The 16,971-nt window shown below is 40.2% G+C and carries 10 protein-coding genes and 1 tRNA gene; 8 read left to right on the top strand and 3 right to left on the bottom strand.

Features of this window, described 5'->3' with window-relative positions; all coding sequences use genetic code 11:
- Positions 1 to 36 precede the first annotated feature (36 nt).
- The 5 genes from IA57_RS09845 (at position 37) to IA57_RS09825 (ending at position 4,587) form a co-directional block, all read left to right on the top strand.
- Entirely contained in the window at positions 37 to 579 is a 543-nt protein-coding gene (locus IA57_RS09845; RefSeq protein WP_036122675.1) for an AAA family ATPase, read from the top strand.
- On the top strand, positions 579 to 2,489 hold the full coding sequence (locus IA57_RS09840; RefSeq protein WP_036122673.1) for a RecQ family ATP-dependent DNA helicase: 1,911 nt from the start codon (positions 579 to 581) through the stop codon (positions 2,487 to 2,489). The genes IA57_RS09845 and IA57_RS09840 overlap by 1 nt, the downstream gene beginning before the upstream one ends.
- Positions 2,479 to 3,429: a methionyl-tRNA formyltransferase gene (gene fmt, locus IA57_RS09835; RefSeq protein WP_036122670.1), complete on the top strand. Its 951-nt coding sequence runs from the start codon at positions 2,479 to 2,481 to the stop codon at positions 3,427 to 3,429. Before IA57_RS09840 ends, fmt begins: the two co-directional genes overlap by 11 nt.
- Before the next feature lie 196 nt (positions 3,430 to 3,625).
- Positions 3,626 to 3,898 carry an HU family DNA-binding protein gene (locus IA57_RS09830; RefSeq protein ID WP_036122667.1) on the top strand — a complete coding sequence of 91 codons (273 nt, stop codon included), beginning with the start codon at positions 3,626 to 3,628 and terminating at the stop codon, positions 3,896 to 3,898.
- 128 nt (positions 3,899 to 4,026) lie between these two features.
- Positions 4,027 to 4,587 carry a YqgE/AlgH family protein gene (locus IA57_RS09825; RefSeq protein WP_036122664.1) on the top strand — a complete coding sequence of 187 codons (561 nt, stop codon included), beginning with the start codon at positions 4,027 to 4,029 and terminating at the stop codon, positions 4,585 to 4,587.
- Here IA57_RS09825 and IA57_RS09820 read toward each other — a convergent pair.
- Positions 4,580 to 5,428, bottom strand: a complete 849-nt coding sequence (locus IA57_RS09820) for an aminotransferase class IV (protein ID WP_036122661.1) — start codon at positions 5,426 to 5,428, stop codon at positions 4,580 to 4,582. The genes IA57_RS09825 and IA57_RS09820 overlap by 8 nt on opposite strands.
- A gap of 69 nt (positions 5,429 to 5,497) precedes the next feature.
- A complete protein-coding gene (locus IA57_RS09815; protein WP_036122659.1) occupies positions 5,498 to 5,884 on the bottom strand; it encodes an START-like domain-containing protein in 387 nt (128 codons plus the stop codon).
- Positions 5,885 to 6,062: 178 nt separating this feature from the next.
- Here IA57_RS09815 and IA57_RS09810 point away from each other — a divergent pair.
- Both IA57_RS09810 and IA57_RS12640 read left to right on the top strand, forming a co-directional pair.
- A tRNA-Met gene (locus IA57_RS09810) sits at positions 6,063 to 6,136 on the top strand.
- Between the two features lie 60 nt (positions 6,137 to 6,196).
- Positions 6,197 to 6,334, top strand: a complete 138-nt coding sequence (locus IA57_RS12640) for a hypothetical protein (RefSeq protein ID WP_160171690.1) — start codon at positions 6,197 to 6,199, stop codon at positions 6,332 to 6,334.
- 77 nt (positions 6,335 to 6,411) lie between these two features.
- Here the strand turns inward: IA57_RS12640 and IA57_RS09805 are convergent, their stop codons facing one another.
- Positions 6,412 to 7,857, bottom strand: coding sequence for an ATP-binding protein (locus IA57_RS09805; protein WP_036122657.1), 1,446 nt, complete (start codon positions 7,855 to 7,857; stop codon positions 6,412 to 6,414).
- 690 nt (positions 7,858 to 8,547) lie between these two features.
- Here IA57_RS09805 and IA57_RS12590 point away from each other — a divergent pair.
- Positions 8,548 to 16,905 (top strand): HYR domain-containing protein, encoded by an 8,358-nt coding sequence (locus IA57_RS12590; protein WP_036122654.1) that lies wholly within the window; start codon positions 8,548 to 8,550, stop codon positions 16,903 to 16,905.
- The last annotated feature ends 66 nt before the right edge of the window (positions 16,906 to 16,971 follow it).

Raw genomic sequence — 16,971 nt, 5'->3', positions numbered from 1 at the left:
TAAATTACGATTTTTACAGCTAAAATCTTGCCAATTTTGAACACAAAAAGAATTGTTATAACCGGTGGGCCCGGAACAGGAAAAACCTCTTTGATAAACGAATTAAAAAACCGTGGCTTTATTTGCTTTGATGAAGTTTCTAGAGACGTTATCCTTGAGGCCAGAAAAGAAGGCGTAGAACAGCTTTTCCTTACCAACCCCCTACTGTTTAGCGAACGGTTGCTTAAAGGCAGACAGTTGCAATTTAAAGCCGCCGAAACGGCAACATCCAGCTTGATTTTTTTAGATCGTGGCATACCAGACGTTTTGGCATACATGGAGTATGCCAACGAAACCTACCCCCAACATTTTATTGAAACCAGTAAAAACCACCGCTACGATGCCATATTTGTACTGGCACCTTGGGAAACCATTTTTGAAAGTGATAATGAACGTTACGAGAATTTTCAACAGGCAGAGAAAATTCACGAACACCTGTTAGCAACCTATAAAAAACTGAACTACGACCTAACCGATGTGCCTTTCGACTCTATTGAGAATCGTGCAAACTTTCTGCTTGAAAAACTGAATTTACGCTAGTGCAGCATCCCATAAACATACTTGAACGCTATTGGGGGTATACCGCATTTAAACCGTTACAAGACGTTGTAATTAACGATGTTGTAAACGGCAACGACACTCTGGCCCTTATGCCTACGGGAGGCGGAAAATCGTTGTGTTTTCAAATTCCAGCCTTGGTTAAAGATGGCATTTGCGTTGTAATCTCGCCATTAATTGCCTTAATGAAGGACCAGGTAAGGCAGCTTAACAACAAAGGCATTAAAGCCATGTGCCTAACCAGCGGACTTTCGTATAGCGACCTAGACACCATGCTGGACAATTGCATTTACGGCAACTACAAGTTTTTGTATTTATCGCCAGAACGTCTACAACAAGAATTGGTGCAGGATCGCCTGAGACAAATGAATGTGAATTTAATTGCCGTAGACGAGGCCCATTGCATCTCCCAATGGGGAAACGACTTTAGACCAGCCTACAAAAACATTAAAATCCTACGCGAACTAAAACCACATGTTAATTGCATTGCCCTAACAGCCACGGCAACGCGAGCTGTAATTAAGGATATTGTTGCCGAATTGGATTTTATAGCGCCTAAAATCCACAAACAATCCTTCAAGCGCCCCAATTTGGCCTTTATGGTGTTTCATGAGGAAGACAAACTTTATCGTTTACAAACCATTTTAACCAAAAACCAAGCCCCTTCAATCGTTTATGTAAGAAACAGAAAAGCGACCATCGATATTGCGACCAAACTGGAGCAATTAGGGTTTTCTGCCACCTACTACCACGGCGGGCTTTCCAACAAAGAAAAAGACCACCATCAAGCGCTATGGATTAACAACCAAAAAATGGTCATGGTAGCCACCAATGCTTTTGGTATGGGCATAGACAAGCCCGATGTGAAAACTGTAATCCACTTACATTTGCCCGAAAGCATAGAAAGTTACTTTCAAGAAGCGGGAAGAGCAGGAAGAAATGGCGAAAAAGCGTTTGCCGTTATATTAACCAACAACAGTGACAAACTGTTGCTTAAAAACCAATTTTTAGATTGCTTACCAACCGTAGCTCATGTAAAGCATGTTTATAAAAAGCTATGCAACTATTTTCAAATTTCTTATGGCGAGGGCGAGCATGCGGTTTTCGATTTTAATTTCAACCTTTTTTGCAAGACATACGAGCTAAACAATCTTTTAGCCTACAACGCCTTGCTTACCTTAGACCGAACGAGCATCGTCACCCTATCGAAGCAATTCAACAACAAAACCACCGTAAAATTTGTGGTTAGCGATACGGGATTATTTGGTTATTTGGAAAACCAATCGCAAAAGGTTAATCTAACCGTAAAAACCATTTTAAGAACGTATGGCGGCATTTTTGAAAACGACATAAAAATCAATACGGTTCTGGTATCTAATAAATCTAGCATCTCTGAAGATGATGTTGTTTACGTTCTTAAACAATTGGAGTACGACGGTATAATACAATTACATTTAACCACCACCGATGCGGAAATTACGTTTATTGAGCCTCGTGAAGACGATAAAACCATTAACAGGATTTCCCATATCATCAAGCAACAAAACCAGTTAAAACACCAGCAAATTAGCGCCGTAGTAGGATATATTGAAAATGATCAAGTATGCAAAAGCATTCAGTTACTCGCCTATTTTGACGAAAATGATGCAACCCCTTGTGGGACGTGTTCGGTTTGTATTCGTAAAAAAAGTGCCCCACAGCCAGACCCAACACAGGTAAAAGCCCTAATTTTGGCACGTTTAAAAGCAGGAGACGCTAACTCCAGAACCTTAGCAGAGCACATTAAATTACCCGAAAAGACCATTCACCAAGCCATCAAGCAGCTTTTAGAAGAAGGCATGATTCGGGTAACGGTTCAAAACACATATAAAATAAACACCAATGACAGATAAATTACGAATTGTTTTTATGGGCACCCCAGATTTTGCTGTGGCAACCTTAAAAACCCTATTGGACCATAACTATAATATTGTAGGCGTTATTACGGCACCAGACAAACCCGCGGGCCGGGGCAGAAAACTTAACGAAAGTGCCGTAAAGACTTTTGCCAAGCAACACGATTTACACATTTTACAACCCACCAATCTTAAAGACCCCGATTTTATTACAGCCCTAAAAGCCCTTAATGCCAATCTGCAAATAGTTGTGGCCTTTAGAATGCTCCCTAAAGTAGTGTGGCAAATGCCAGCCCTGGGCACCTTTAACCTTCACGCTTCGCTATTGCCCAACTACCGAGGGGCAGCGCCTATTAACTGGGCCATTATAAACGGTGAAGACAAAACTGGAGTCTCTACTTTTTTTATTGATGAAAAGATTGATACCGGTGCGATGATCCTTCAAAAAGAAACAGCCATTCTACCAGATGAGAATGCCGGTAGCCTTCACGACAAGTTAATGGCCATAGGCAGTGATTTGGTACTAGAAACGGTAAAACTTATAGAAGATGGTCATGCAACAACCACGCCCCAGTCCGAAACCCCAGACATTAAAACCGCTTACAAGCTAAACAAAACCAATTGCAAAATTGATTGGGAAGCACCAGCTCAGGTAATCTACAATAAAATTAGAGGATTAAGTCCTTACCCTGCTGCTTGGACCATGCTTAAAAATGGTGAGGAGCTGTTGGACATAAAAATCTATTCGGCCAACATATCCAACGAGGCACACACCTTAGAAACAGGAACGGTAAGAACCACAAAAAAAGAAATAAAAATTGCCGTAAAAGATGGGTTTATAATAATTGACGACATAAAACTACCTGGCAAACGAAAAATGAATAGCAGGGACTTATTAAACGGTTTTCAATTTCAGGAAAATGCCAAAGTGCTGTAATCCCTTATTATCACTGACAAAACAAAAAACATCGACAAAATGCATACCGGTTATTAACAAATAGGGCAAGTTATTAACAAAATGGGGCATTTGCCCTGCCATTACTTGCGTGGTTGCATAATCCGTATAAATTTGTAGAGGATTTAACAAAAATCATGTTTAACCAATAATGTATTAATAATTAAATTTTAAATTTATGAACAAATCAGATTTAATCGATGCAATGGCAGAACACGCTGGAATTACAAAAGCTGCTGCTAAAAAAGCTTTAGAGTGTATGCTAATTGAAATTGAAGGTGCTTTACAAAAAGGAAATAGAGTTTCTTTAGTAGGCTTTGGTTCTTGGTCAGTTTCTAAAAGAGCGGCAAGAGAAGGAAGAAACCCACAAACTGGAAAAACAATAAAGATTAAAGCTAAAAACGTAGTGAAGTTTAAAGCAGGTTCAGATTTATCTAACGCTGTAAACTAAGCCTTAGTTTTATTAAGAAAATCATTAAAAAGCCTTCTCACAAAACAGAAGGCTTTTTTAATTATCGTTTTTTTAGATTTGATTTTTAACAATTTTTTATTAGCTTTAGAATATTAATCCCAACCCGTATGATAACACTTCAGCCAAAAAGGGGTAATTTATTAATCGCCAAACCTTCCATAATTGGTGACATTTCTTTTAACAGGTCTATCGTGCTTTTGGCTGATCATTCTGAGGAAGGTTCCATAGGATTTATTTTAAACAAACCCCTCGATTTTACTCTAGGCGATATTATTCCATCTGTTCCAGCAGATTTTCATATTTATAACGGTGGTCCGGTAGAACAGGACAACCTATACTTTATTCATAAGGTTCCCGAACTTATCCCCAACAGCATAGAAATTTCTTTGGGCATTTATTGGGGTGGCGATTTTAATCAGGTTGCAGAACTTATCCTAAACAAAAAACTCACCAGCCGCGACATTAAGTTTTTTCTTGGGTATTCTGGTTGGTCTACCAACCAATTAAACGAAGAGCTTAAACTAAACTCTTGGGTTATTGCAGAAAACATCTACAAAAAAGCCATTATAGAAAAAGACTACCACTCGTTTTGGAAAGAAAAAATGCTAGAGCTGGGTGGCGAATATAGCATTTGGTCTAATGCCCCGGAAAACCCGAGTTTTAATTAGCCAACCTAACTTTTACATTTAATTTTTGCAACAACTGTTTGGCCACATTTACAGTATACGTCTTTTTGCGGTATTTTGTAATGGGCTGAATGCCGGTTATTACGTTGGTAATAAACATTTCATCCATACGCTGCAGCTCGAAAGGCGATACCGAAGCTTCTGTAAGTGTATAATCGGGCAACAGTTTTATAACCTCTAGCAACTGCTTTCTTAAAACCCCGTTAAGGCAGCCATCGGATATTGGTGGTGTTTTAATGGTGTTGCCTTTTACCAAAAACAGGTTGCCATTTAAAGCTTCAACAACATGCTTATCGGTATTTATTAGCAAACAGTTATCTAGGTCGTTTTCGTTGGCGTAAATGCTGCCAATAACATTAATGGCCTTGCTGGTTGTTTTTAGGGTAGACAGCAGGTCTGGAGATACGTAGTAATCCTTAAACAAATCGACTTCATAAGGAGTGCTATCGTCCAGCAGGTAAAAATCTGAGGCCAAAGGTGTGGCCGAAACAACATAGCCTACGGTTTTGCTTGTGGGCAAATAAAGTCCGCCCTCCCCCCTATATACTGTAACCTTAACACGGGCCGAAGTTTCGGATAGCTTGTTGGCTGTTATGGCCTTCATGATTTCTTCGCCAAAAAATTCCATGGTGAAGTTCATAGGAATTTCCATACGCAAAATACGCATCGAGGCCATAAGCCTAAAGTAATGAGCTTCCAGAAAAAGTATTTTACCATGTACAACTCTAAGGGTTTCAAAAAGTGCATCGCCATAGGCAAAGCCTCTATTGTTGTACGCTATGGTTGTTGTGTTATTGGTAACCGTGCCGTTAAAATTTATCATAAGTAAGTCTCTAAAAAAATCCCGAAAGAATCGGGATTTGCAAATATATGGTAACTTTGTTGAAACTTCTTAAACAGAACCCAAGACTTTCTTTAAATCTGAGATTTGGTTTTCCCAAAGCATTTTAGCTTCGTCAACCTCATCTTCTTCTGTAAAATCGGTTATTATAACAGAGACGTCCTTGGTAATCTCATCGACTTGAATTTTAATTTCAAAATAGTACGAGGTATCCTCATCGGTCGACCATCTAAATTTAACGCGTTCGCCACTTTTTTTACTTAATAGTTTGGCCTGCTCCTCGGTACCGTCCCAAATAAATTTAAAAAGTTCGCCTCTGGAGTTTACGTTTTCGGCAAACCATTCTGATAATCCCGAAGGCGTTGATATATATTGGTAAAGCAGTTGCGGTGAGGCATGAATGGGAAATTCCATTTCAAATTTAATCTTGTCGTCCATATTCTAAAATAAAAATTTATCTGCTCAATATATAGATTAATTAATTAGTTTTAAAACTATTTTTTAAATTTTTTAGACGGTTTATGTTTGCTTCAATCAAATTTGTTTTTATATTTGCAGCCACTTTTTAGGGCATACTAGGAAGTGCTATTAAGATTCCTGCTTTCGCAGGAAATATGGCGAGGTAGCTCAGTTGGTTAGAGCGTTGGATTCATAACCCAGAGGTCCCGAGTTCAAATCTCGGTCTCGCTACAGCAATAAAAGTCTTGTACGAAAGTACAGGACTTTTTTTATGGCCTAAACTTGGGGAAAGTGAAAACACATAAAACCCACTACCATTATTGTTTTTTGCTTTTAAACCGGAAAGATGACGGGTACAGTAGCACCATAGCCTATGCTGGCTGGCAAGGGCTTGTTAATCATATTGTAGTGGTTCAACATTTGGTATAAGTAAGGAAACCACACAATACTTCTGTACTGAGTTTATTAAAGTAATCGTGCGGTATCGGGAGGAACTACATATAATTCTACAGTGTTTTTTGTTGTAATGTATTTTGCCCTACGTTGTAAGTATAAACCGAGGCGGGAATAAAAGTGAGTTTTACGCTTTCTAATTCTTGCACACCCATTTTATTAATAGCGGTCACTACGGCAGCCTCTAAATTATTTTCTTGGCAAAAGTTTTTTAAACTTTTAAGTTCTTTAATTTTATCAAAATAGCGATCGCTCCATTTTATTTCCACACCCCAAACAGGCTTATAGCTTTTATCATCTACCAATACTAAATCTACCTCACCTTCGCCACGGCCTTCTTTCCATCGCGCATAAGTAAGGTCTAGCTGCTCACAGTGCATCCACTGTGAAAGTATGGCGGTTTCTACCATATTGCCCATTTCTGGGTCAGTGTCAGAAACTGGCGAGAACAAGGCTGTACGCAAGGACGAATTGGTGAGATACACTTTAAACTTGGTTACACGTTTTAGTCGTTTTGCATTAATACCTACTTTATTAAGTACTTTTATGAGAAAGGCGGCTTCTAAATATTCCAAATATTTTTTTAGGGTATCTTTTTTAATGCCACTTTCTTGCGCCATACTTTCATAAGAAAATTCATTACCAGTGTTGTACGCTAGATAAGTAAAGAAGCGATTGAGCTCTTGCACGTCTCGTATACCATATAAACTGGGTAAATCTCTTAAAAGTACTTTGTCTACAATATCATTTTTTACAAAGCGCCCCATATCCGACTGTATTCTTTCTGATAATACCACTTCTGGATAACCACCAAAATTAATATAGTTGAGAAATTCTTTATTCAACTCTTTAAGGTCGTGTGTAAGGCTGTATGCAATAGGTTTATTAGCATATTCAATGACATCATCATACATTAAATGATTTAATTTCTTAAGATGAATGTATTCTTGAAAGGTTAAAGGCGGCAACAAAAAATCTGTAAATCTGCCTGCGCCACTTTCTGTGCTATACCATTTAAGAGCTGCCGCAGCAGAACCTGAGACAATAAATTTAGTTTCTGGATACGAATCTACTAATACTTTTAAATGCCTTTCCCAATCCTTTAAGTACTGAATTTCATCAAAAAAGACATAACAACCCTTAAAAGTATCGAGATTCATTGCTTTTTGATACAACAATAAAATGTCTTCCAACCCAAGATTGACATAAATAGGATTATCAATACCCACAAAAAACAACTGCTGCGGATCTACACCTTGCTCAAGCAAACTATCAATGCAATGAAAAAGCATCACTGTTTTCCCCACCCTACGCGGCCCCATTAGTACGACAGCGCGTTTTACCACTTCTTCCGTCACAAAAGGCAAAAACAAATCGAAATAAAGTCTTTTTGACATTATTTTAAAGACTTCGGGGATGGTTTTGGTTACCCACCAAGGATTTTCATACCGCAATCTTTCTATAATTCTATGCTCTGGAATAAGCCCTTTAAAAATCATTAACCTATTTAATTTACCACAAATGTAACAAATAAGGATTTTTATTTATGTTTATTTTTACATTTTAACACTTTTAACTAAAAAATACTTAATTATATTTCTAAGCTGTGCATCCGTAATACCCCCCCCCACTACCGCACGATTACCTCAATAAACCCAGTACAAGTGTATCGCGTGCCAAATAACAAATAACTCATACATAACAAGATGGTATCGTGTAGCAGCCTGTATAGTTATTTTAGGACGGGGCATCTCACATCTCACGTCTCACGTCTCACGTCTCACGTCTTGTATAGCTTAAGTATGGCTTCGGTATGGCTAGTGTATGGATTAAGTATGAAAGAAGTAGTTTGGCATAACAGGCAATTATGGTCTAAAACGGAAAAAACAGCCCCAAACAAGCAAAACACACTGATTGTCAGCACTTTTTTTTCATCCATTTGTTTCACCATTAAAAATAATAATTATATTTGTTAGGTACGATGTAAAAGTAAAGCCGTTACAACTGGCTCCATTTTTTAGACTACAACTAATAAAAAAGTAGTTTGTCGAGTTTTTTAAATTAGTTGCCCGTTAACAGTTAGTTTTGCTTCGAACTCCCTCTAATGACTGATTAATAGCAAAACAATAAGTCAATTAATCCAATTTAAAGATTAAACAATTTTGTTAATACTAATCTATTAGTAAATTATGAGGAAATACTACTTTTTTCAACTACTTCTTGTCGTTATTTGGGGTACCTACGCTGCAACAACGCCTAGCGGATTTGATGGGGAATTCCTTGATTATAACACAACCAAAAATTCCCAAATCGCCAACCTTTCTTTAGAAAACAACCAGCACTATTTGGCCAAATACATCTCGTTTAGACCCTTAGTGCTCAACTTGGCTTGTCCTACAGATGTCTCCCAGAACAATACGATTGGCACATGTGGGGCCACCGTTGCTTCGGCCGATTTAACACCCACCTACGATCCCAGCACCATCACACTTGAGTGGGAAATGACTGGCGCTGTAATAGACAATGGCACTAATACCATTCCTAATTACAACTTCCCTGTAGGAATAACAACCATAACCTATACAGCAGATCGCGGATTGCCCACTGAAGAGTCAGACAACTTTACCGTTACCATTACCGATAATGAAGCGCCTACGCTTTCTCCTGTGGCTAATAGAAATGAAAATACCGATGCCAATTGCGAATTTTCTATTCCCGACTATACAGGGTTAACTACAGCTACCGACAATTGCGTTACACCTACCGTAACACAAACACCTGCTATCGGGACACTTATTAGCGGTGTTGGAACTGTACAAACCATAACGCTTTCGACAACTGATGGTGTAACTCCTATAAATATTACTTTTGATGTTACTGTGGTAGATGATGAAAACCCTACTATTTCATGTCCTGGTGATATGGACAACGTATCTGTAGATAGCGGACAGTGCTATGCTACTGTAACATACAGCATTACTTCTAACGATAATTGTGCGGGTGCATCAGTTTCGCAAACAGAAGGTATCGCGTCTGGTGGTCAGTTCCCTGTCGGAACGACTGCTAATACTTTTGTAATTACTGATGCCGCTGATCGTACGGCTACTTGCTCTTTTGATGTTACTGTGGTAGATGATGAAAACCCTACTATTTCATGTCCTGGTGATATGGACAACGTATCTGTAGATAGCGGACAGTGCTATGCTACTGTAACATACAGCATTACTTCTAACGATAATTGTGCGGGTGCATCAGTTTCGCAAACAGAAGGTATCGCGTCTGGTGGTCAGTTCCCTGTCGGAACGACTACTAATACTTTTGTAATTACTGATGCCGCTGGTCGTACGGCTACTTGCTCTTTTGATGTTACTGTGGGAGATGATGAAAACCCTACTATTTCATGTCCTGGTGATATGGACAACGTATCCGTAGATAGCGGACAGTGCTATGCTACTGTAACATACAGCATTACTTCTGATGATAACTGCCCTGGTGCTACGCTTTCGCAAACAGAAGGTATCGCGTCTGGTGGTCAGTTCCCCGTCGGAACGACTACTAATACTTTTGTAATTTCTGATGCCGCTGGTCGTACGGCTACTTGCTCTTTTGATGTTACTGTGGTAGATGATGAAAACCCTACTATTTCATGTCCTGGTGATATGAACAACGTGTCTGTAGATAGCGGACAGTGCTATGCTACTGTAACATACAGCATTACTTCTGATGATAACTGCCCTGGTGCTACGCTTTCGCAAACAGAAGGTATCGCGTCTGGTGGTCAGTTCCCTGTCGGAACGACTACTAATACTTTTGTAATTACTGATGCCGCTGGTCGTACGGCTACTTGCTCTTTTGATGTTACTGTGGTAGATGATGAAAACCCTACTATTTCATGTCCTGGTGATATGAACAACGTGTGTGTAGATAGCGGACAGTGCTATGCTACTGTAACATACAGCATTACTTCTGATGATAACTGCCCTGGTGCTACGCTTTCGCAAACAGAAGGTATCGCGTCTGGTGGTCAGTTCCCTGTCGGAACGACTACTAATACTTTTGTAATTACTGATGCCGCTGGTCATACGGCTACTTGCTCTTTTGATGTTACTGTCGTAGATGATGAAAACCCTACTATTTCATGTCCTGGTGATATGCACAACGTGTCTGTAGATAGCGGACAGTGCTCTGCTACTGTAACATACAGCATTACTTCTGATGATAACTGCCCTGGTGCTACGCTTTCGCAAACAGCGGGTATCGCGTCCGGTGGTCAGTTCCCTGTCGGAACGACTGCTAATACTTTTGTAATTACTGATGCCGCTGGTCATACGGCTACTTGCTCTTTTGATGTTACTGTCGTAGATGATGAAAACCCTACTATTTCATGTCCTGGTGATATGCACAACGTGTCTGTAGATAGCGGACAGTGCTCTGCTACTGTAACATACAGCATTACTTCTGATGATAACTGCCCTGGTGCTACGCTTTCGCAAACAGCGGGTATCGCGTCCGGTGGTCAGTTCCCTGTCGGAACGACTGCTAATACTTTTGTAATTACTGATGCCGCTGGTCATACGGCTACTTGCTCTTTTGATGTTACTGTCGTAGATGATGAAAACCCTACTATTTCATGTCCTGGTGATATGCACAACGTGTCTGTAGATAGCGGACAGTGCTCTGCTACTGTAACATACAGCATTACTTCTGATGATAACTGCCCTGGTGCTACGCTTTCGCAAACAGCGGGTATCGCGTCCGGTGGTCAGTTCCCTGTCGGAACGACTGCTAATACTTTTGTAATTACTGATGCCGCTGGTCATACGGCTACTTGCTCTTTTGATGTTACTGTCGTAGATGATGAAAACCCTACTATTTCATGTCCTGGTGATATGCACAACGTGTCTGTAGATAGCGGACAGTGCTCTGCTACTGTAACATACAGCATTACTTCTGATGATAACTGCCCTGGTGCTACGCTTTCGCAAACAGCGGGTATCGCGTCCGGTGGTCAGTTCCCTGTCGGAACGACTGCTAATACTTTTGTAATTACTGATGCCGCTGGTCATACGGCTACTTGCTCTTTTGATGTTACTGTCGTAGATGATGAAAACCCTACTATTTCATGTCCTGGTGATATGCACAACGTGTCTGTAGATAGCGGACAGTGCTCTGCTACTGTAACATACAGCATTACTTCTGATGATAACTGCCCTGGTGCTACGCTTTCGCAAACAGCGGGTATCGCGTCCGGTGGTCAGTTCCCTGTCGGAACGACTGCTAATACTTTTGTAATTACTGATGCCGCTGGTCATACGGCTACTTGCTCTTTTGATGTTACTGTCGTAGATGATGAAAACCCTACTATTTCATGTCCTGGTGATATGCACAACGTGTCTGTAGATAGCGGACAGTGCTCTGCTACTGTAACATACAGCATTACTTCTGATGATAACTGCCCTGGTGCTACGCTTTCGCAAACAGCGGGTATCGCGTCCGGTGGTCAGTTCCCTGTCGGAACGACTGCTAATACTTTTGTAATTACTGATGCCGCTGGTCGTACGGCTACTTGCTCTTTTGATGTTACTGTGGTAGATGATGAAAACCCAAATGCTGTGTGCCAAAACATAACCATTCAATTAGATGCTGCTGGAAATGCATCCATCGTAGCCGCTGACATCAATAATGGCTCTTCGGATAACTGTGGCTCAGTAACCCTTTCGGCTTCGCAAACTGCTTTTGACTGTTCAGGTTTAGGAAACAACAATGTTACCTTAACTGTAACCGATGCTGTAGGGAACACCGATACCTGTATAGCTGTGGTAACCGTGGAAGATAACATAACACCCGTTATACCAACCTTATCTACGATTGAAGAGCAATGTAGCGCCACTGTACCAGTGCCTACAGCAACAGATAACTGTGGTGGTGTGATAACCGGCACAACTTCATCCCCATTAACCTATACTGCCCAAGGCCTGTATTACATTATATGGACATTTAATGATGGGAATGGAAATGAGGATACAGCCACACAAACCGTTTTTATTAATGATTCTGTAGACCCTGTTGCCAACTGCCAAAATATAACGGTGGCACTTAGCGATACCACAGGTACAGCCAGTATAACGGCATCGCAAATCAATAACGGATCTACCGACAATTGTAATGTAGGCAATTTAACCTATACCTTATCCCAATCAACCTTTGATTGTACCGATATAGGACCAAACGTAATAACCCTAACCGTAACAGATGACCGAGGGAATTTTGATACCTGTACAGCAACCGTTACCGTAACAAGTCCAACCATTACAGGAGGAACTTTGATTGGTCATTTAGTTGATGGAAGTGGAAACCCTATTAATACAAATCCTGACTCTAATATTATAGAAGTAACAGCCTGTCCTGATGAACCTCAATATGCTTTACTAAATTTAAGTGGTTATTCAGGAAATATTATTGGTTATGAGGTTTCTACTGACGGTGGGATTAGTTGGAATTTTCCTTCAAATAATACAACAAATACAACATATACTTCTGTTCCTATAACACAAACTACTTTAATAAGAGCTGTAATTGCTATTGGTAGTTGCGAAGCAAGATCAAACATAGTATACTTAGCTGTTATTCCACCAGATATTCCTCCAACTATTATTAATCATGGTGATTTAAATATTTGTTTAGGCAACGACATAACAGTTGTGGCACAAAGTGAGTTTGGGATTAATCCTGACTTAACTGAAGGAGGCCTATTTAATACTTCAAACCTTAATAATTTAGGTTGGCTAGTTGATGGTATGGCAGCTTGGGATGCAAGCGGAAATACTGGAAATGACACTTATTGGAAAGGTACTAATGGCCCTAAAAATTTTAACAATAAATGTTATGATTCACCTGAAGGCGACAAATTTGGAATTGCAAGTGGTATTCCACCATATGACAGCCCAAATCATACAATAACTCCGTTAACAACTCTAGAAACTCCAATATTTAATACACTAGGGCTTTCAACAGCTACTTTAGAGTTTGATCAGGCTTATTTTTTAGAGGCTGGTGCCTGGGTGAAAATTGAATTATCACTAGATGATGGCGCTACCTACCCAATAACTTTAGATCCAGGACCTACATATAATTACACAGGCCCAAGCAGTACTACTTTCGGCGACGAAGGATTTGGTGGTGGCGGCCCTAGTGGATGTAATGGAAGACCTCAAACCTATGTTGATAATCATGTTTCTATTGACCTCCAAGATTATATTGGTCGTGTTGGCTTGCGAGTTAAGTTTACGTACCATGGAACAGCTAATAGTGCTTGGGCATTAGAAAATATTACTATCCCTCAAGCTCCTGTAGATGAAGTGATTGAATGGACTGACGAAAACGGTGTTGTTGTTACTACAGGATCAACAACAACAATTACGCCTGTTACGCCTGGAATACAAACCTATGGTGTTACCTCTTTAATTAATGGTTGTCGCTCTGATGGAGATGAGGGAACTGAGTTTATTAACGTAAGTGCCAGTTTATCCTATGCGGGCGAAAATTATACGCAAATTTCCAGTGATTGCGGCGGAGATATTGTTCAATTAAATGCCTACGACAATAGATTAACAGCCTTACAAAACCATGCTAATGGAGCATGGGATTCTAACTACCAATTGCCTGTATTAGCTAATGGCGATACCGATTACCCAGGTACTGGCGAAAATGGATTTTGGACTGCACAACCACTATCAAACCCTTGCAGCAACAACTACACATTTTCCAATCCTGGCGAACCCAATTCAACATTTACCGCTGACCCAGGAACTTATAGGTTAACATGGACCGTTGCAGGCTGCCCCAGCACAATAGATGTTGTTGTAAACAACTGTGATAACATAGATTTTGATGGCTCTAACGATTACATCTCGTTTGAAGATAATTATGATTTAAAAGATTTACATGCAAACTCTAACTTTAGTGTAGAAGCTTGGGTAAAACCACATAGCACTAACGAAACAAGAACTGTATTATCCAAAAAGATAGATTCGGTTAACAATGCAGGTTACGACTTCAGCATTGTAGACCATCTTGTACAGTTTAATTGGTACTCCCCTTCAGGAAACGGAAACATAACTTCAAACTATGAAATTGGCACAGACAGATGGTACCATATAGCGGTCACTTTTAATGGCACCTATAAATTGTATGTTGATGGTATTGATGTGGGAACAATAAGTGGCTCAGTAAATCCTCCTGAAACAACACCTGCTACAACTGAATGTATTTTAGGCGCTGTCGATAACGTTGCAGGCCCAGACAACAATTCAACCAAAAACTTTCATGGCTGGATAGATGAAGTAAGAATATGGAATACAGCACTAAATGTAGACCAAATAAGAATGATGATGAACCAAGAAATTCGCGATAATGCCGGTGCTGTACGTGGTGAAGTTATACCCCTTGACATCCCTGGTTTAAATTGGGCCAATCTTAATGGCTATTACAGAATGGATAAAGGATGTGGCGCGCTAGCAGCAAATAAAGGTGCCGAGGGTAGATTGATGAATATTTTCTCCAATCAAAATCAAACAGCACCCTTACCTTATACCTCAAGAGTTGACAATCAAAACTGGACCGATGATGATACTTGGACCCACTTTAGTGTTTGGGATACCCCTAACAGCAATGGTATTGATGACACTCCAATCGATTGGAACATTGTTAGAACCAACCACGACATTAACTCTGGAGACAAGAACATAACTGTTTTAGGCTTACTATCAGAAACAGCAAACAAGGAATTAACCATTGCAGACCCTGGAAGTACACAAGACGAAACCAATTTAGGAAGAAGTTTACGCGTTACCCATTATTTGCTACTTGACGGCGATATAGATCTAGTTGGCGAATCCCAACTGCTACAAGACCAAAATAGCATCTTGGATGTTTCAAGTGGCGGAAAGCTGGAACGTGACCAACAAGGGACCAGTAATTTATACAACTACAACTACTGGAGTTCGCCTGTAAGTACCATTAACACCTCTGCCAACAACACCCCATTTAGTATTTCAGGTATTTTACGCGATGGCAGTAATACCAACACCCCTCAAAATATCGCTTGGATTGGAGGACATAATGCTACTGGCGCAACAAACCCAATAACCATAACTAGAAGATGGATCTATGCGTTTTATGGTGTCTCTAACACCTATTCAGAGTGGGATCATCTTACTGAAAACGGCACACTAAGTCCCGGTTTAGGCTATACCATGAAAGGTAGTGGCGTTGGCGACCCGGTTACAGACGTCCAAAACTATGTGTTTGTTGGTAAGCCAAACAACGGCTCTATTATTTACAACAACCTTCCCAACGGAAACTCCCTTCTTGTCGGGAACCCCTATCCTTCTGCCGTAGATGCCGATGCCTTTATTAAGGATAATATCCCGGATACAAATCCTGATGGCTCACCTTCTGATGCCAATCCTGATACCTCAGGCAGTATTGAAGGATCCTTATATTTCTGGGTGCATTATGCATCAAACAACACGCACATCCTAGCAGATTATCAAGGGGGATATGCCGTAAGAAACCTAACCGAAGGCATCCCACCCGTTACCCCACCAATTACTGTTGATGGTTACGAGATTAGTGGTTTAGGGTCTTCCTCTTTAACACCTACACAATACATACCCGTAGGACAAGGGTTCTTTATAGGGGCCGACACAACACCTGGAGGTGAAGTAAGGTTTCACAACTCTCAAAGAATTTTTAGAACCGAGACCGACCCTAACGTATCCATATTTGCTAGAACAACTAATAATACCGCGCAGGCTTCCTCAGAAAGCATGCCGGCTTCTAACAAACAACTTATTAGGCTAACAGCCAAAATAGGAACCAATGAACAAAACACCTCTAAAAGGCACTTGCTATTAGGGTTTATACCTAACAGCAACGCATCGGCAGGTTTTGATTATGGTTATGATGCTGAAAACATTGACGACTTCCCTAGCGATGTCTCTTTTGTTATCGATAACAAATCCTACGTCATACAAGGGGTAAACGCCTTTAACGACGAAAACATGTATCCACTGAAGGTTGTGTTGGCAAACAACAATACTGTTGAAATTGACCTAGAAAGCCTAGAGCATTTTGACGATGATATTGATGTGTTTATTTACGATGCTGTTGAAGATAGCTACCACCAAATAAACAACATGCCGTACACGTTTAACTTAACGGCTGGCACCTACAACAACAGGTACTTTGTAACGTTTACTGCCGATAACTCGCTGTCTGTTGCCGATCTTGACACCCAGCAGATTGTGGTTAACTACTTAAACAGTTCTAGCGAAATTTTAATTAAAACGCCAACCAACGTAAACGTTAAACAGGTGACCCTTATTTCAATATTAGGACAAACTGTAATGACCTGGAACAACGATAATCAAACGTTTGGAAACGAGATTAAAATCCCTGTTACCAGAGTTTCTCAAGGTGGATATATTGTAAAAGTAGACACCAAATCGGGAGGTTCTATTTCCAAGAAAATTATAGTTAATTAAACACCATGCTTTACATAAAAAAAGGTCTCGAGAAATCGAGACCTTTTTTGTATTTATCATCCTACG

The organism is Mangrovimonas yunxiaonensis, from assembly GCF_000733475.1.
Lineage (GTDB): Bacteria > Bacteroidota > Bacteroidia > Flavobacteriales > Flavobacteriaceae > Mangrovimonas > Mangrovimonas yunxiaonensis.
This window is presented reverse-complemented; position numbering and strand designations above follow the sequence as displayed.